Origin of the sequence: Henriciella litoralis (genome assembly GCF_002088935.1) — a bacterium.
Taxonomy (GTDB): Bacteria; Pseudomonadota; Alphaproteobacteria; order Caulobacterales; family Hyphomonadaceae; genus Henriciella; species Henriciella litoralis.
Genome location: NZ_NCSS01000006.1, coordinates 1814186 through 1832207, shown reverse-complemented (window position 1 = coordinate 1832207; position 18022 = coordinate 1814186). Strand labels below are relative to the sequence as shown.

Annotated in this window: 15 protein-coding genes; 8 read left to right on the top strand and 7 right to left on the bottom strand. The window is 51.7% G+C overall.

Annotation, left to right across the window (positions count from 1 at the left end):
• Positions 1-11 precede the first annotated feature (11 nt).
• The 4 genes from rfbD (at position 12) to B8783_RS12375 (ending at position 3475) form a co-directional block, all read left to right on the top strand.
• On the top strand, positions 12-896 hold the full coding sequence (rfbD, locus tag B8783_RS12390) for a dTDP-4-dehydrorhamnose reductase (protein ID WP_084420426.1): 885 nt from the start codon (positions 12-14) through the stop codon (positions 894-896).
• A complete protein-coding gene (rfbA, locus tag B8783_RS12385; protein WP_084420425.1) occupies positions 893-1756 on the top strand; it encodes a glucose-1-phosphate thymidylyltransferase RfbA in 864 nt (287 codons plus the stop codon). The genes rfbD and rfbA overlap by 4 nt, the downstream gene beginning before the upstream one ends.
• Before the next feature lie 14 nt (positions 1757-1770).
• On the top strand, positions 1771-2640 hold the full coding sequence (locus B8783_RS12380; RefSeq protein ID WP_084420424.1) for a sulfotransferase: 870 nt from the start codon (positions 1771-1773) through the stop codon (positions 2638-2640).
• A 79-nt stretch (positions 2641-2719) separates the two neighbouring features.
• On the top strand, positions 2720-3475 hold the full coding sequence (locus B8783_RS12375; RefSeq protein ID WP_084420423.1) for a sulfotransferase family protein: 756 nt from the start codon (positions 2720-2722) through the stop codon (positions 3473-3475).
• Here the strand turns inward: B8783_RS12375 and B8783_RS12370 are convergent.
• Positions 3472-4359, bottom strand: a complete 888-nt coding sequence (locus B8783_RS12370) for an NAD-dependent epimerase/dehydratase family protein (RefSeq protein ID WP_084420422.1) — start codon at positions 4357-4359, stop codon at positions 3472-3474. The genes B8783_RS12375 and B8783_RS12370 overlap by 4 nt on opposite strands.
• A complete protein-coding gene (gmd, locus tag B8783_RS12365) occupies positions 4359-5393 on the bottom strand; it encodes a GDP-mannose 4,6-dehydratase (RefSeq protein ID WP_084422084.1) in 1035 nt (344 codons plus the stop codon). The genes B8783_RS12370 and gmd overlap by 1 nt, the downstream gene beginning before the upstream one ends.
• Positions 5394-5683: 290 nt before the next feature.
• Here gmd and B8783_RS12360 point away from each other — a divergent pair, with 290 nt between their 5' ends.
• Positions 5684-6868, top strand: coding sequence for a glycosyltransferase family protein (locus B8783_RS12360; RefSeq protein ID WP_139792355.1), 1185 nt, complete (start codon positions 5684-5686; stop codon positions 6866-6868).
• Positions 6869-7044: 176 nt separating this feature from the next.
• Complete coding sequence (locus B8783_RS12355; RefSeq protein ID WP_084420420.1) at positions 7045-7701, top strand: sulfotransferase family protein; 657 nt, start codon at positions 7045-7047, stop codon at positions 7699-7701.
• 267 nt (positions 7702-7968) lie between these two features.
• Here the strand turns inward: B8783_RS12355 and B8783_RS12350 are convergent, their stop codons facing one another.
• The 5 genes from B8783_RS12350 to B8783_RS12330 all read right to left on the bottom strand — a co-directional run bounded on the left by B8783_RS12350 (position 7969) and on the right by B8783_RS12330 (position 16056).
• Positions 7969-8748, bottom strand: a complete 780-nt coding sequence (locus tag B8783_RS12350; RefSeq protein ID WP_084420419.1) for an FkbM family methyltransferase — start codon at positions 8746-8748, stop codon at positions 7969-7971.
• Positions 8749-9065: 317 nt separating this feature from the next.
• Positions 9066-9929, bottom strand: coding sequence for a hypothetical protein (locus B8783_RS12345; RefSeq protein ID WP_139792354.1), 864 nt, complete (start codon positions 9927-9929; stop codon positions 9066-9068).
• A gap of 290 nt (positions 9930-10219) precedes the next feature.
• On the bottom strand, positions 10220-12280 hold the full coding sequence (locus B8783_RS12340; protein ID WP_084420417.1) for an acyltransferase family protein: 2061 nt from the start codon (positions 12278-12280) through the stop codon (positions 10220-10222).
• Positions 12280-13479 (bottom strand): glycosyltransferase family 4 protein, encoded by a 1200-nt coding sequence (locus B8783_RS12335; RefSeq protein WP_084420416.1) that lies wholly within the window; start codon positions 13477-13479, stop codon positions 12280-12282. Before B8783_RS12335 ends, B8783_RS12340 begins: the two co-directional genes overlap by 1 nt.
• A gap of 3 nt (positions 13480-13482) precedes the next feature.
• Positions 13483-16056 (bottom strand): glycosyltransferase, encoded by a 2574-nt coding sequence (locus B8783_RS12330; RefSeq protein WP_084420415.1) that lies wholly within the window; start codon positions 16054-16056, stop codon positions 13483-13485.
• 231 nt (positions 16057-16287) lie between these two features.
• Here B8783_RS12330 and B8783_RS12325 point away from each other — a divergent pair, with 231 nt between their 5' ends.
• Positions 16288-17118, top strand: a complete 831-nt coding sequence (locus B8783_RS12325; RefSeq protein ID WP_084420414.1) for a sulfotransferase family 2 domain-containing protein — start codon at positions 16288-16290, stop codon at positions 17116-17118.
• Entirely contained in the window at positions 17115-17999 is an 885-nt protein-coding gene (locus B8783_RS12320; RefSeq protein ID WP_084420413.1) for an ABC transporter permease, read from the top strand. Before B8783_RS12325 ends, B8783_RS12320 begins: the two co-directional genes overlap by 4 nt.
• Positions 18000-18022 lie beyond the last annotated feature (23 nt).

Below are 18022 nucleotides of genomic sequence, written 5' to 3'. Positions count from 1 at the left end.
AAAAATTCGTGATGAACATTCTTGTGATTGGAGAAACCGGGCAGGTCGCTCGCGCCCTCGTTGAGCGCGCGAGCGATCGTGACAATGTCACTGCACTTGGGCGGCCTGAGCTGGACTTGACGAAAAAAGCGTCCGTTGTGTCGGCGGTGAATAAGGTCCGGCCGGACATTATCGTCAACGCTGCTGCATATACGGCCGTCGATAAGGCAGAATCTGACGAAGACGCAGCTTATCTGGTCAACCAGGACGGCCCCGCCGTTCTGGCGGAACTGTGCAATTCCCTGAGCATTCCGCTTGTGCATTATTCAACCGACTATGTATTCGACGGCACAGCGCAAAACGCTTACGCTGAAGATGCGGCGCCCCAGCCACTGGGCGTGTACGGACGATCGAAGCTGGCTGGCGAAAAGGCCGTAGCGGATCGTTTGGAAAATCACGTCGTCTTTCGTACGGCGTGGGTGTACAGTCCGTTCGGAAACAATTTTGTGAAAACGATGCTGCGTCTTGCATCTGACCGCGATGTTATCTCAGTGGTGGAAGACCAGTTCGGATGCCCGACGTCAGCGCTCGATATTGCGGATGCAACACTTGAAGTCGCAAGGCAGATGGTGGGCGGGAATATCAAACCGGGCATTTATCATATGTGCGGCCAGAACGACACGAACTGGTATGGATTCGCGAAGGCCATATTTGAGGCATCAGAAGAGTTCGGTGGCCCGTCGGCAAAAGTCGAGCCCATTCCATCCTCGCAATTTCCTACGCCTGCCAAGAGACCGAAAAATTCGCGGCTGAACTCTGCGAAGCTGCTGAATGAATACGGTGTGCAACTACCGGACTGGCGCGCCAGTACGCGCGCCTGCGTTCGCAGAATACTCAATGAAAGGAGTGCGCCGTGAAGGGCATTATTCTCGCTGGAGGTTCGGGGACACGTCTGCACCCTTTGACGTCGGTTGTCTCCAAGCAACTTCTGCCAGTCTACGACAAGCCGTTGATCTATTATCCAGTCAGTACGCTGATGCTGGCCGGCATCCGGGATATTCTCATTATCACAACACCGGATTCAGCCCCTCTTTTCCAGGCTCTTCTGGGTGACGGCAGTCAGATCGGTATGAATTTCGAGTATGCCGTTCAGCCAAAGCCGGAAGGTCTTGCGCAAGCATTTCTCATTGGTGAGAAGTTTGTTGATGGCTCGCCTTGCGCGTTGGGGCTGGGCGACAACATATTTTTTGGCGCCGGGCTTGGCCAGCAACTCCGTACGGCTGGAATGCTGACAGAGGGCGCCTGCGTATTTTCATACAAGGTCAACGATCCGCACCGCTTCGGAATTGTAGAAATCTCCGAAGATGGGCGGGCTCTTTCAATCGAAGAGAAGCCCAAAACCCCACGCAGCGACTGGGCTGTTACGGGGCTTTATTTCTACGATAACAACGTTGTTGATATTGCTAAGGCGGTCCAGCCATCTGAGCGCGGCGAGCTGGAGATTACGTCCGTAAATGAAGCCTATCTCCAACAGGGGTCCTTGAAGGTGAACCGCCTGCCACGTGGGACGGCCTGGCTCGACGCGGGCACCTTCGACAGCCTGCTGGAGGCCTCTCATTTCGTGCAAACGCTCGAGAAAAGGCAGAAGTTCAAGATCGCGTGTCTTGAAGAAGTTGCCTGGCGCCAAGGCTTCATCGGACCGGAGCAGCTCGATAAGCTGGCCGGAAAATACAATAATGACTACAAGTCCTATCTACGCGGCTTGCTTAAGCACTAGACGCCGCGGATCCGATGATTGAAAAACTATTCTTGAGTGTAGGTGCCATGAAGGCGGGCACCACCTGGCTTCAGCAGCAGCTGACAAGCCATCCAAAAGTGTATTTCACACCGGAAAAAGAAATCCACTACTTCGCCGCGCCTGACGGGGAATCCCACCCGATGCGCATTGAAGATCGTGTGAGACGGTTCCAACGGGTCGTCTCGAACATCACGCCGGAGAACTTTAATCCACGGGTGAAAGCAAACCTGATCTGGTACACGCGCCATTATCTGGCAATGAAGACCAGCCCGCAATGGTATCAAAGATTGTTCGCCGGGCGCGAGCCAGGCCAATGGTGCGCGGATTTTTCCAACCTCTATTGTCTTCTTGACGCCGAAGACTGGAAGCTCATTCGGTCCGTCGCCGAGGAAATCAAGGTTGTCTACACCTTGCGCCATCCATTGAAGCGGATGTGGTCCCACGCAGTCTTTCATCATACCTTCGCGGGAAGCGAAACAGATCTTTCGGCGTGGACGGTTGAGGACTTCGAACGGTTTTTTGTTGCTGGCCGGCAGGATGTGCACGGTGACTACGCTACAAATCTGGAGCGCCTGAGGTCGGTTCTCGAACCCGACGAGCTTATGTTGCAGTTTTTTGAGCTGGTTCGCGAAACACCCATAGAGTCGCTCAATAACGTAGAGAATTTTCTTGGAATTGAGGCGCGCCGATACAGACACGAACGCGTGTCAAAGAAAGTGAATGCAACACCGCCTCGCCCAATGCCCGCTTCGTTTCTCGAGTACGCTCGACCGCTGCACGAAGATCAGGTTCGACGCTTGCAAGGCATGGGCGTGTCAGTGCCTAATAGCTGGGATTCCACAGTGGCAGATGACAAAAGCTGACTTAGGATTTGTCGCAGCCCAGACCTTCATATATCTGAATTAATCGGCTTTATCGGGCGCATATATTAGGAATAAAAACATGCTAAAAGCGGTTATCTGCGGAATGGAGCATTCCGGAACCACTCTACTGAGCGACCTTCTGCGGCAGTCTGGAACGCTGGAATCCGGATTTGAGTGCGGTGTGCTCATGACCGATTCGCCCCGTGAGTTCCCCGAGCTTGATCCGTTCTACGGCTTTATGGAAGAGGGCTGGAGCATAAGCAAAAAGGACCTCGTCGAGTGCTGCAATACCGATTCGTTCGACGAATTTTACAAGCGCCTCAAAGCCGCATCAGCCATTACGCCTGAATCAATGGAGCTGTTCGATAAGACACCGAGATATGTCGCTGAGCTGACCAAGGTAATGCAGAATACAGACGCCCCAATTCTGCTGATCCATAAAGATCCACGCGCTGCAGTCTTTTCCGATTACAAGCGCGCCGGCGGCAAAGGTTTCGATAAATGGTTTGACAAATACTCCAGGGGCAAGCGTCGTTACATGCGCAGGTGCTACGCAGGTTATGAAGCAGGTAAGGCCAATCCTTCGCGCGTTCATTCAATCGCGCTGGAAGACCTTTGCTTTGCGTCCCGGGACACGTGCGAGGGTATTTTCAAGCACATCGGTCTGAAATTTGACCTGACATACCTGCTGCTTGAAAACCTGCGTTATAAGAATACGCGCGCCAAATTCGTTTCGGCAGATATCGTGCTCGAATATCGCAAAGGCTTTTCCAAAAGCGATCTCAAGCGCATCGAGACGGATTTTGCCGAATTTGACGACTGGTTCTACGACTAGGCGTCAGAATTGAGCATCCAGCTCAGCGTTTCTTCAATCGGTCTGAAGGCGATGTCGCCGACGGCCGACATCAAGCGACCGTTGTCTCCGCGCAGTTTTTCAATCTCGTTCGGCCTCACGAACTCAGGATTGACCTCTACTTGCAGCGTGTTGCCCGATATTTCACGACAGTGCTCAATTATCGAAGAGAGCGATATGAGCCGACCGGAGCAGATATTTACCACCTCGTGATCGGTGTCGCTGGTCAGAAGTCTGCAATAAGACTCAGCAACATCTCTCACATCAGAGAAGTCTCGCGCGACATTTGTGTTGCCAAGAAGGATATTCGGCGCGGCCCTCCGGAAATGTGAAACAATCTTGGGGATCAGAAATTTCTCATGCTGCCCGACGCCGGTGTAATTGAACGGACGAGTTACAAGCAAAGGCAATTTGGCGCGCCAATTGCCGGCCATATGCTCCATCGCAAGTTTGCTTCCCGCATAATGGTTTACGGGGTGGGGGCATACGGTTTCATCGATACATTCAATGTTGGGGTTACCGTAGACATTGGCAGTGCTAGCGAGAATGACTTTCCGAAGTCCAGAGGCGTTCGCTGACAATGACTTCAGCAGATTTTCGGTGCCAATGAGATTTACTTTATACAGCTCCAGAGGGTCTGGATGTGCGGCAAAACTGATGCCGGCGAGATGGATCACATACGAGGGCGAAACCTTCCGCACCATAGCGTCGACTTGATGCTGGTCCGTAAGATCGCATTGAAAAAGATTTGAGGCCTCTCGATTTGACATCGTGGTGCCTGCAAAATCGTACCCTTCACGGGCCAGAACCTTTTGCAGGTAGTGGCCAGTGAAGCTGTCGCCCCCTGTGACCAGGACCGTCGTCATTAAAATCGAAATCCTGTCTGATTTCTGGTGAGGTCAGCTTTGACCATCATCGCGCACAGGTCCTCAAGCGTTGTTTCGGGGACCCAGCCCAGCTCGCGATTTGCACGCGAGGCATCGCCAATCAACAAGTCCACTTCAGCAGGACGATAGAATTTTGGGTCGATTTTGACCACCGTTTTCCCAGACTTCTTGTCGGTTGCGATCTCGTTGACATCTGATCCGCTCCACTCGACCTCAATTCCGGCACTCTTGAAAGCAAGCGTCGCAAAATCTCGGACGGTCTCAGTCCGGTTCGTGGCAAGAACAAAGGTATCTGAGGTATCTTGCTGCATCATTCGCCACATGCCTTCGACATAGTCGGCCGCAAAGCCCCAATCGCGTTTGGCATCAATATTTCCAAGCGAGATTGATTCTGATTTCCCGAGTGCAACCCTGGCGACGCCGTCCGTGATTTTGCGGGTCACAAATTCGAGCCCGCGAAGGGGCGACTCGTGATTGAAGAGGATGCCGCTGCAAGCGAACATGTCGTAGGACTCGCGATAGTTCACGACGGCCCAATGAGCAAACAGCTTTGCGAAGCCATATGGGCTACGCGGGTGGAACGGGGTGTCCTCAGTCTGAGGAATTTCCCGGACCTTGCCAAACATTTCTGATGTCGACGCCTGGTAAAATTTTATCGATTTGTCGCAGAGACGGATCGCCTCCAACAAATGGAGCGCGCCAAGCCCGGTTGCGTGAGCCGTGGAGACGGGCTGCATAAACGAAACGCCGACAAAACTCTGGGCGGCCAAATTATAAATTTCGTCAGGTTTGCAATGTGCAATCAATGAAATGGCGTTACCGGGATCGGTGAGATCGTATTCGACCAGCTCCAGGTTTGGATGCCCAATGCAGTCGAGGTGCTCTAGCCGCCAGAAATTAGTGGAGCTTGTGCGTCTGAACGTGCCGAATACCTTGTACCCTTTATCGAGCAGGCTGCGCGTCAGATATGCCCCATCTTGTCCGGAAATTCCGGTGATAATAGCTCTTTTCATAAGCCCCAACGTATGTCCAAATATTCAATAATTCCGCTTTCCTGAGCAGCAAAAGCTGGCTTGGGGTCCGCTGACGAAGTCTGGCAATAGCTGCTCGAACTATGTTATTCAAGAAAAAGCTATCGGATTAAAATCTAATTTGGCCTTAATTGTATTCGCACTGGGCAGAAGGCTTGGCAATTGAATGAAATTGGGCCTCTAAGCGCGGCCGAACTTTTAATTCAGGTGGGACCCGCTACCATTGTTTGGTAAGACGTAGGCAAACTTGGAAGCAAGCAGGGGATAATCACTTGTCACAATCTTTCCGCCCAGTATCTGCACCAGACAACGCTAAAGCGGATATCTCGTGCATGCAGATGGAGGCGGTGCACGAGCATATCACCGCTGGGTTCTTTAAAGTGTTTAGTGAGCTCGGTGTAACGTGTAATGGCCATTTCAATCGCCGTATTCTGCAGCTGAACGGCGACTTGTTTAACCATCTCAGCTATGCGGGCGTGCACGTCGACTATCCGGTACTTGTGGGCCGCCATTGCTGGCAAGCGCTCGCAGATCGGATTATTACGGAATCACCTGAACTCCTGTTTTTCAATACGTTCCAGAAAGACGGTATTGCCGGGTGGGCAGAACAGTTTGATCGCCCCGTGATTGCAATTGTTCACAATCCAGGAAAATTTGCAGACTCAGAAGTATGTATGCGGTGGGCACGCTCCGGCCGATTAACAGTTTTCTGTCTGGCCGAGCACGTACAGAAAAGCTTGCTGAAGCGTGTCCCCGAGCTCGAAGGACGGGTTCACGTACACTATGCTTATGAAGTATTGCCGCCTGGTCCGGACGAATATGACGCCGATGCGGATGTCCTGAACATTGTGATACCCGGTTCGGTTAATTATCTGAATCGTGGTTTTGATGGCTTGATTGATACCCTCAAAGAAACAGGCTCTGCACTCGAAAGGCCCGTTAAGTTTTCCATCATTGCAGGTGGGCCCGACCGAAAGCGGCTTGAGGAGGACATTTCAAAATACGGACTTGAGAAGTATTTTGAGCTCCTTCCGCTTGATCCTTTAAGTGGCAGGGTCCCACACAGTCTTTACCTGGAAGCACTTGGCAGTTGCCAGGCAATCATGCCCCTCCTGCCGGCCAGCAGGATCGATTATCTGAAGAGCAAAGTGACCTCCGGAGTATTGGCCGGGCTAGGGGCGGCACGTCCGATGATATGTCCGCCCGAAGTTGGAGAAGCCTATGGTTTCGAACCGATCAATCTGCCCACAGATCGCCCCTTTGACATCTCCAAAGCAGATTTGTCGCCGGCAACTTTACGTGACCGCCGGCAGCGGGGACTGAAGATCCGAGAAATTTCGAACAAGCACAATCGCGAGGTCATTGAGCGTGTCTTGGCAGACCATGGTCTAGTCCATAAGGACCGGGTCGATGCCACAGCTGAAGCCGAAAAACCTCGCAGACGCTGGTTCCGATAGATTAGCATTTTGATCGAGCTGAGTATTGCCTTGTTTATTGGCCAAGTTCGCAATTCGCAGCGCTTGAGTCAGTCGGCCGCAACCAAGATTGGCGTATTCTCATATATTTGTTGTTCCAGCCGGGTTGGGTTGGTAGTGAAGCAACACTCAGTATTTTGACTAAGGATTCCCGAAAGATGAATGAAGCCCGGCCTCTACAGAAAAAGGACCTACCGACCATTGAGGTCCTGCCGAGGACGAACGACGAAAAGAGAACTTACGTCATCTTCGGTGTCCCCCGTGGCGGAACAACGATGGTCGCAGGGGTGGCCAGGATGTGCGGTCTGGATATCGGCAGCAACTTACCTGACAACTGTGAGGATTCGCTGTTCAGCCTCGACGTCATCAAACGCGAGCTTGGCGATCAGGACCAGGCCCTGGAGCAAATCAGGAGCAATGTTCAGCAGCTGAGTAAAGAGAAATCGATCTGGGGTTGGAAGTTTCCAACGGCATTCCGATACTTACGCGACATCAAGTCCGATCTGGTCAACCCTCACCTTATTGTGGTCTTCAGAGATGCTGTGGCCATTTCAACTCGTCGTGTGGTCCGGGGTATGGATGCGGTGGAAGCGCTGAAGCGTTTCACAGCCATGCAAAATCATAATGTGGATCTGATTTCAGACTGGGATGTGCCAACCCTCCTCGTAAGCTATGAGAAGGCAGTGTCGAATCCGGAAGGTCTGGTACAGGGCTTGTGCGACTTTATCGGCACCGAAAACAACGTAGATATGGAAGAGGCTCGCGATTACATGCAGCCGGGCAGGTACAAGCCCGTTCCAACCACAGGCGTCTGAGACGAAACCTTTATCGGCCATCACGACGGCTGTGCATTGCGGGCTATACATTTGCCAGCCCGCTAGCTGTCCGTTCTAAAGGCGATGTGCCTCAGCATGATTGCTGCGCTTAGAGTATCTCCATGACCTCATGTAGATGCTTCAGCGCAATGCTGGGCCCTTACATTCCGCGGCTCGCATCTTCGTCAAAATGCCTTGCCACGCCGAAAGGATCGGGCGCGCGGGACGATCGCGCAAAAACGCCGCCCCGCATCAGGCTGGCCGAAGCTATTCTTCCTTCACCTCAAATGTATGGGTGCCCATCAAATAGCGGGATACCAGTCTGGATATTGCCTTGAGATCAATCATGTCAGGTTTGGCATAGATGAAGTTGAACTGGTTAATCCGCTGAACGTCGCGAGCTATTGCGATAAAGCCCTGAGACACGAGAAATTCATCGACATCCTTGGCAAGCCACTGCCCGTCCCAGATCGCTTTTGTTTCGACCTCGATGAACAGCGTGGCTGTCTGTTCGAGAATACGCTTGGCCGCACCGAATACCTGTGATGTCGCGCCCTCAACATCAATCCAGAGCGCAAACCTGTCATCCGCGGACGACGTCGCATAGCTATCTAGCGTCTCGCAAGCGACCTTCACCTCCTCGGTATTATCGGTATGAAGATTCGACATGAGGCTTGCCATCTGGTTTTCAGCGGGCCGCTCGGTTCCTTTGAAATCGCGTGGAATGCGAATTTTGAGCTCGCCGTTTTCCGGTCCGATGCAAAGGTGCCTGTAATCAACGCCTTGTGCTTGCACGTTCTTGGAAAAACGCTCGTAGACGTGAGGATTGGCTTCAAATGCGATAACGCTTGAATCTGGGTATTTGCGCTTGAACGACTTCGAAAAACCGGCGTCATATGCACCGACTTCCAGCGCCCGGGTAACATTCGCGCTTTCGATTACCTTATCAAAAATGAACCGCAGCTGCTGACCGATCTTGTCCCGGCTGCGGCTTGACGAACTCAAGATGTCAGCCTGTATGGCACTCATCATCTCATGGCTGTTCATTTACGTATCTCCGTAAGGTTATTAGTCAGCATACTGATCATTGGCGTCTGCCAATCGAGCCTAAGCAAAATTTTGCAATGGTTTTCAAGCTGCACCATCATCCCCCACAGACCTATGCTTTCTAAAAATCGAAGCAGAGCTTGCGCAGCCATTTAGAAATTGAGTTTATAATCAATCGGGAGCACCGTCCAGTACAAGTCATCCTGACCACGTCAATTCGGCCCGATTCTATCGCGGTTGCATCCATACTCGCGTCTTGGCGAAAAAACTGACTTGAATTGAAGCAAATCAATTCCTCGCTCCAGCGAGTGACGAACTCAGCCTAATAATTCTTTTGCGGCGGTATTGAGTTCAGCCGACGAATAATGTTCTAGAAATTCGCGAACGTGCTCGACGAAAGTCGCGTCTTCAAAAAGAGCCCGATATTCAGGATGGCTCGCATGTTCGAGATATCTTGTTTCAAGCGAAGACTTCTGCGGCGCCGCCTGGCCTGGCTTATAGGCCGCAAATGAGCTGCCGCCGCCCCATTGCACAGTGTAATTTACGTCGGAGCTATCTTCACGATCAAACAGAGCCAAAAACGACTTCCGTAAGTCCTTATTATCGAGCCAGTCGTTGTAAATAATGCCGATTACGTCACTTCTCTCTTTCGGCAAAGCCTTGTAGGCACGCCAATGATCACACCAGATCTCGCGAGATGATTTAAGTTTATTGATCGCTGCCTGATACTCATCAGAGGTCGGCTCAAAACTCTTGAGCGCCTTTTGAGCGTATTGGAACTGACTGGCGAGATTATTGAACGGGTCCCGGATCCAGATCACGTATCTTCGTGTTTTGCTGTCTCCAACCCTGCTCTCTTTCGACGGGTCGTCAAAGATGTCCAGAGCCTGCTGCGTGGTATAGCTCTCGGTATTGTAGAGAAGCAGGTTTTTGGGCGTCGCGCTGCCATAGTCGTCAGCCTCAATATCGATATTCAGATCATTCTTGAAGCGGTCCTGTGGATTTGAGCGGATATATCGCGGCCGGATCATACGGGCATCGGCAACGCAGTTGAGAAACAGGTGTCCAGGCACATTGCTGCAAACCCACTCAATGAAAGCGTGATGCCCGCTTCGCTGAAGCGCATTGACCATAACTTCGTACTGATTGAGGCACTGTTGGCCCGCCACACTTTTCGCCATTATCTGCCCCGTTCTACCTGCAGCCAAACTGTATTCACCGATCAGAAATTTGTAGCGGGCAACTGGCCCAAGTGTTCGTTGGACGTCGCCTTACACTCATCTCGTCGATGAAAGGACTGCTGGATTCAACAGCCACAAAACAATGCTATTTTTGACAGTTTCGCGTTGAAAGGTCAAAGTATTTGAGCAAATTCGGCCATATTCTTGCTAGCTGCTTTTCTTTTAGCGCTGGCTCAATTCGCACTGTGTTCCACATCAGGGCGAGAGAGCTTGAGAAGAGTGTGTGCAGACTAGTTTCGAACGCGTTCCTTGCCAATATCCAACCTCTTCAGGTTCATTTCCTCAGCAACATAATTTGCGAGCAAACGAGCACCGAAAACCGACAAATGATTGTGATCAAAATAAAGAATATGTTTGTCGGACACGTTCGCGCACCGTCCAGATTTTCGAGAACACAAAAGTCTGTCCGGCATTATTCGGAGCAAATTTGGCTGATCTTGAATTTCGTTCAGCAGGCGCCTGGCTGAGCCTGCGCGGTTCAGAAAGGATCGATAGCTGGTCGTCAGTTCCATCGCGTCGAATGCAGCAAGCTTCTCGTCATTGTCCTTTGAGTTCAACCGAGCGGCGACCTCATCTGGAACGTTCCAGCCCGCTTCCGGTATGGGATAAACGAGCACCACTCGGTGCTGGTTTTCCAGAAGCGTATTCAGGGTGGCTTTTAGCAACTCATCCCAGGTCTGATTCTGAAACTCGGGAAGATCGGAAACTTCGGATGTAATCGACCTGTCGGTTACATAATGGCCGCCCTCTTGATTGTCGTAATTTTCGCGCTCCATGTAGTACGGAAAATTATTGGAATAAACGATCGTCGAAGGCTTCAGATCGGTCAGGAATTTTTGACGCGCAATGCTGTATTCCGCATCGCAGCCCGGCTTCGTTTTCTTGCCGTTAATAACCGAGTATGTGCCCACGACATGTGGGCAGCCAGCGGTCGCGAGAACGTAAAAGTTCAAATTGTTCGCCTGCGCCAGTTCCAGAAACGCAGGTGCAATAGCTTGCGCATGACTGTCGCCAACGACGACGAGATTTTCTGTGGCGCCGGGTATTAGCGCTTTGCAAAGTGGAAGTTTCGCCGCTCGATCGCAAACCATACCGTCGAGTTTTGCAAGGTTGCCTGCCCTCAATCCCTCGAACAGTTGTGATGCATCGCCGGTCCTCTGCTGCGCGCCTCCGCTTTGATAGAAATACCCATAAATTCCCACGGTCATGATCGAGACCATGAGCAGCCCTGAAAAGAAAGTCTTTCGACCCAGCGCCGTCGAACGCCTCGTGGTTTTTTCTATAAGGTAAAAGGAGGCGACCCCCAGAAGGATAGAGGCCCCCATAATTGCGACGGCAAAGGTGTGATCCAGTTCTCCGTAATGGATCCGCGCAAACGCAAAAAGTGGAAAATGCCAAAGATAAACCGAGTAAGATATCAGACCTATACCGACCATAATGCCGGAACTGAGAAGCCGTGTAATAAGCTCGCCTGGGCGCGCAAACCAGATAATCAGCATGGTTCCGACGATCGGAATTGCAGTGATGAACGAGGGGTGACGCATGTCGTCGTGGAAAGCGATGATTGCAAAACATATCATCGCCAGTCCGAGGGGCGGGAAAACCGCACTGGTTAGCTTGCCGGGCGATCGACCGTAGTCGAGCTCGAGCTTAGCCAGCACAGAGCCCGCTAGAAGCTCCCAGCCGCGCGCTGGAAGGAGGTAAAACGCAGCATCGGGCCAGATAGCACTCGTAGCATGAGCCACCAGAAGAGACAGGAGCAGTGTCGCGACCAGGAAATGCAAAACAAATCGCCGCGCAAACCGGTAGACGATTCCGAGAAGGATTGGAAAGAATATGTAAAACTGCTCTTCCAGTGAGAGCGTCCATGTATGGAGCAGAGGCTTGAGAGCACTCGCTTGAGCCGTATAGCTGTCCTCCATCCAGAAAAAGATGTTCGAGCTGAAAAATACGGAGGAAAGTCCGGATGCAGCGAATTCCTTCAGTGCCTGAGGCATCATCAGGAACCAGCCTGCGATGGCAGAGGCCAACAAAACCGCAAACAGAACAGGCAAGATGCGCCGTGCCCGCCGTTCATAGAAGCGCAGGTAGCTAAATCCCTCGCCTTGCTGTTCCCGCAGAATGATTGCGGTGATCAGAAACCCGGAAATCACGAAGAAAATATCAACGCCAATAAATCCTCCACTAAGGAGAATTGAGCCACCAAAGTTCAGCTCTGCGTGGTAAACGAGAACAGCAATTACCGCGATGGCGCGTAAGCCATCGATTTCGCGCCGATATTTCAGAGCCATTACGCTACCGTTTCTACGACTTTCGACGACAAAGCCTTTTCGTACAATTTGATAAGCTCTCTGGCTTGCTCGACGGGCTTTCGAATTTTTGTGGCTTTTGGAGATGCCATATACGTTTCAGGAGAACTGTTAACGATATCAAGCACCCGGGAAATGTCTCCCGGCGTTCCTGGATCGAAAACATGTCCATTCTCGCCCTCAATTACATCCTCTGCCGCCGCGCCCCTGTTAGAGGCAAGTAGCCAGCTACCTGTCGACAGAGCCTCACGCGCCACGAGTCCAAAGCTCTCCGGCCAGATTGAGGGGACGATTACGGCGTTGAGGCGCTTGTATAGATTGGCGACCTGATCCTGGGGAACAAAACCGATCCGTTCCACCTCAGTTGCTCCCCAGACTTCATGTTCAGTCTCATTCTCGCGGAGAGAATGATCAACAATTATCAGTTTAAGGCGGTCGAAATTGCCTAAGGTTATCGCCGCGCGCATCGCGTGATAGCCTTTATAGTGGGCGATCCCGGCCAAGTATCCAATTGTCACATTGGTCGATGCAAGCTTCTTCAGTTTCTTGATGGGCTCGCTGCCATTCGGAACAGAGACGATGTCTTCAAGACCGGCGCGATCCCGGATCAGATCCCGGAAGGAATCTGACACAGCCAGCAATCCGGCAGCGCCATCCAATGCAGGCTTCAGCGCATCCTGCCGGTTGGCGGCGTTGCGTCCGAAAATTGAATAGGCATGATTGCGGTTGCGATAGTCATACATGCCAATCTCACCGGTTTCATCAACGAGGAACTGGCGATCAGAGACCCACCAACCATCATGCATGGTGATGAAGTACGGAATCTGCCTTTCCTTTGCGGCGAGAACAACGTCGCTGGTTAGCCTCTGTATGCAATGAAAATGAATCACGTCTGGCTGGAAATAATCAAGCACAGACTCAAAGCGTTTCTTCATCTCGGGGTCGGACACGAGAAAGTCCGAATCCGCACGCAGTTGCGCCGCTACTGCGTAGACCGGGCCTTGGGGCGTCGGAAACGACCGCATCATATGAGCAACAGGGCCACCTTGCAGAGAGCAAAAGACCGCAATTTCCTCAAATTTTCCAGTCGCATGGAAATCGCGAATATTGTCCGCAACGACCCGTGTGGCGCCACCGATCATTTGAGGCGCATAAAATACATTCACTACCAAAAGGCGCATAACTCAACTACCCACTGATTGTTCGGTGAAAGTGATAATGTTGTCGAAAATCTCTTTCAGTGAACTTGCCATGACTGGCAGGCTGTACCGATACAGCACGGTTTCTCGAGCCTGATGCGAAATCTGTTTTCGTGTCTTTTCGCTCTCCACGAGCGAGGACAGTTTATCGACCCAATCCTGATGGGTCTCGGCCAGGAGGCCCGTTTCGCCGTCTACAACGACACCTTCCATTGTGCTCGTCTTGCTTACAACGGAGGGAATTCCCAGCATAGCTGCTTCCAGCCACTTAATTTCGCTTTTGCAATCAGTGAGCAGGCTCTTCTTCAATACAGCAACATTGATGTCAGCTTCCGAAAGCATTTCCCAATACTTCTGGATGTCCCATTCGGGCGCCGCCAATATACACCGTTTGTCAAACTTCGCCTGCAATGCAGGCGCATCGACATGCCCCAGAGCAACAAACTCCACGTTCTTGTGGCGCTCCATCACTTCCTGGACGGCAGAGAAAAAAGTGTCCTGAAGGAAATCTTTGTGCGCTTTTGTGCCAGAACCATAGAAAATGCGAACTGATTTGCGCCTTGGGCGAGAAGCTTCGCGCGCATCAGCAGTCTTAATGCCCTGCATGTGCGCAGATCCGAGTGCGTTCCGATGTGTAAATGCTTTTCCGCTACGTACCAGTTTCGCCAACTCGCGCGCCAGACACGGGGTGGAGGCGAGCCCGAATTGACAAAGCCGCGCCACGCCGCCGTTGTACGAGGTCGCCAAGGCCAGACCGGCATGTTCTTCTTTTGACAGGGACTTGTCGTAAGCACTGAGCGGCTCGGGAAAATGAGCCGGGTCAATCAAGAGATCGTCAATTTCGTACACTGTCGGACGACCAAGATCATTTGCCGCGCGGATTACCTTCAGAACATCAAAGAAGGCTGGTGCCCGATAGACGAGCCAGATGTCAAACAGGCCAACTTGCTCATAAGCTTTTCCGCAATCTTTGCGGAAGTCGAACAGCTCGACCTCGAAACCGGCTTCTTCCAATTGTTCGATCTTCTGGTCGACCCGGTACAAACGACACTGAGGCAGAAACAAATCAGCCAGAAAACCTATTCTGAGTGGGCGCTTGCCGAGTGCCGGCTTAGGCTGATAGGTCGCTCCGTCGGACTCGTTCCAACCATAAGGTTTGAGCGCTTGGTAGGTATCCTGGATGATCGCATCGAGTATCTCGCGACCTTGGTCGACCCGGCCGGTGTCCGCAAGGCGCTTGGCCTTGTGGCGACAGTTGTCGAAGCGTGATTGAAGCAATTTTTCTACTTCACCCTCCACCCAGATGCTGTCGTCCTCCAAAAAGGCCGCCCGCTCAAGATGAATTGTCGCCTCGTCAAGCATGCCTGACCGCTTCAGAATATCGGACCTGTGATATTCCAGCCAGAACTGTTCAATCGGAATCTCGCTCGATTTTCTGTCGAGTAGACGATTTGCGCCAAAGTACCGGCCGAGGTTCTTGTAGTGCTCAGCCATAATCAGATTGAGCTGCAGGCTCGAGCGCCCCAGAAGCTCAAGCTTCTCTATGACGGCCAAGGCCTTCGCCGGGTCCTGGCGATTCAGTTGAACGATCGCATCTTCAATCGAACGAAAGAACTGATCGGAGATTTCAAAATCGAACCGCCCTTCCGCAAGTCCGGACCGCAGAAAATGAAGCAGGCTCTGAGCTGCATTCCAGGTCGCCGGCAAATCTGTGTAGGACTCCAGGTACCCATCATGATCAAAATCATCAATCGCGGTGCTGGCCTGAATGCCAAAGTGGCGCAGCATGTGAGCTTCGCTGATGAAGCGACCCCCGCCTATACCTGAGTGCAGCCAGTCCTTGTACAGACTTACATCGGACATGGTTTCTGTATCTGGATACAGGCTTCTATAGAAATCGGGATCCGGCACCAAATGGAAATCAAGTGGGTGCAGTTGATCGGCGCCGTCATGAAGCAAGTAGGTCAGCGCGTCGGACTTGGTCTGAAAGTAGCACCTTTTCTTGCCAAGCATGTTGAACGCGGCAAGATTCATAAGTCCGGCGACCGCAGTAAATTTGGGATCGATCGGTTTCGATATTTTTGCCGGCGCCGGTGCCTCCTCGACTTCCTTTAAGTGCGTCTCTTCTTCCAATAACATCGTATTAGCCCACCCCCGGCTGTCTGCGTCATTTTCGACATCGACATTTGGCGATGTCTTGGTTTGATGATCCTTACTTGTCCTGAAACCCTTCAGTGATTTCCTGGCGATACTTTTGAGCCGTCCCTTGAGCGTCGATGTGCTGGAATGAAGCTTGTAAGCCTCGTTGAGTTCTGAGCGCTCAGGCAACCGGCCCAGTTTAGTTGAAACAATCGATATCATGTCGCTGCCGGAAATTTGTGCATTCGGCGCTCGACCTTCGGTCATTCCAGACATCAGATAATGTCCAAATGCATCTACGCCGGAAGCGGCCACATCTTGATTGACATTCAGATAGTATGCTTCATCAAAGTGCTCGCTAATCGCGGCAATCAGTTCCGACAAGCGGGTGTTTTGTTCGTTTTTCATCAGGTCAATCAATCTGTTGCCTAAACACAAAAACAGCCATTTGCGACATAGGGCGTCCCCTCCCGTTTCACCTGCATCCCATACCTCACGAGATTATGGATGCAAGTACTTTCCCTGTATGGCCTTCAAACTTTCGACGTTGTGTTAAAATTGAGCATTGGTGACTATATTGGCGACGAAATTGAGGTAAAGCATCGGCTGATTTTAATTCTCTGGGCCTGCGGGGAGCGGAAGGCATAATGCGTGTTTGAGCAACAAAAACTGAAATTCGGATTCTGGAGGAAATCAGCAGATTCTTTTCGCACGCCTCTCTACCATGCCGACTTTCCGGTGGTCGTAATGTGGTCGCAAAAGGCCGCATGTACGGTGGCGGTGAAATGGTTCTTTCATCACATTGGGCTGCTGGAGGAAGCGCTCAGCCACCATCGCTGGATTCACAACTATGAGAATGAGGTGTTCAAAGCCAGAGCAGGATACCTCAAGGAATGTCGCCGCGCCATTTCGTCTGGCAAACCCGTCGTCAAGCTGGTCAGAAATCCGTATGCTCGGGCCTATAGCGGTTATCTGGAGACCTGCAATCGCCGTGTACTGACGGACAAAAAGCATTGGTCAAGCCATGCACGCGCGGAAATTCTCGAAAAACTAACAGGCCAGCCACAAGATATGGAGCTTGCATATTCGTTTCTTCAATATTGTGACTGGCTTGGCGGCCAACCAGAAAGCGGACTGGATCCGCACATCGCGCCTCAACATGAACGGGTCGAGAACAATCTGGAAGTCCGCACGCTCAAAATAGATGGTGCAACTGACGTATTTCTTGAAATCGAAACCGAGTACGGCTTACCCTCGACTGAGAATAATATGTCGATCCACCACTCATCACACCATCACAAGCGGAAAAACATAACCGATGAAGAGGCAACAGGTCTCTTGACGCTGGGGATGCCTTTAAAGCGCGAGCGGGATTTTCAGGTTCCAGACATCAGTCCGCATATCATTGCAGCATCGCCTGCAGGGGCGACACTTCGACATGTGTATCGCCGTGACTTTCAGGCGTACGGGTACGAAATATGACTATGTCTGAAGAGCGGTCTGTGACGACAAATCCTGCTGAGCAGGCGGCCGCCGAAAAAGCCTATTTGAGGCGCGTTCGCCTCATGCGGAGGGACCGGTCGACTTTACATGATCTGTATGCGTCATTGCAGCTCCATCAGCTCTGGCGCGCACTGGCATGGGAAGATTTGATCCAGCGTTACCGACGAGCCTCCCTGGGGGTCGGCTGGATCGTCATTTCCTACGTCCTCATGGTTTTCATTTTTGTCGTCATCTTCGGCCGTAGCTCTGCGGTTAGAACCGAACTTGAATATACGATCTATCTTGGCACTGGCCTGTGGGGGTTTGCTTTTCTTCAGACATCGGTCATCCGCGGGACCGCAATTTTTGCCTCAAATGGAGGGTGGATAAAGTCCTCCAGAGTTCCATTGGGTGTTCTTTCGCTCAGCCTGCTGATGAATTGCCTGATGGAAATGATGATCATCGGTGTGATCGTGATCCCGTTCGTTTTCATCTTTGCAGGAATTCCTTCGCCCTTGCTGATGCTTTGCATATTTGGTGCGATCGTCTGCTACATCATCAATTCGCTTTGGTGCACGTTATTGTTCGGATCGATCGGGGCCTGGTCTTCTGATTTTCAACAACTGGTACCTTCATTGATGCGGATCGTTTTCTTCGCGACACCTATTTTCTGGGACTATCAGACCCAACAGGGTAGGCGTGTCCTGCTTGCCGAATTCAATCCTTTCTCACATTTCGTCGCAATTCTGAGAGAGCCCCTGATGGGAAATGTTCCAGATGCCAGACACTGGTTCGTTGTCCTCGGTTTCATGATTGTCGGCTGGTGCGCAGCTCTCATCGTCTTTAATTACGCCAGGCCCCGCCTGTCAGCTTGGGTCTAAATTTTGGCGCATATACACCTCGA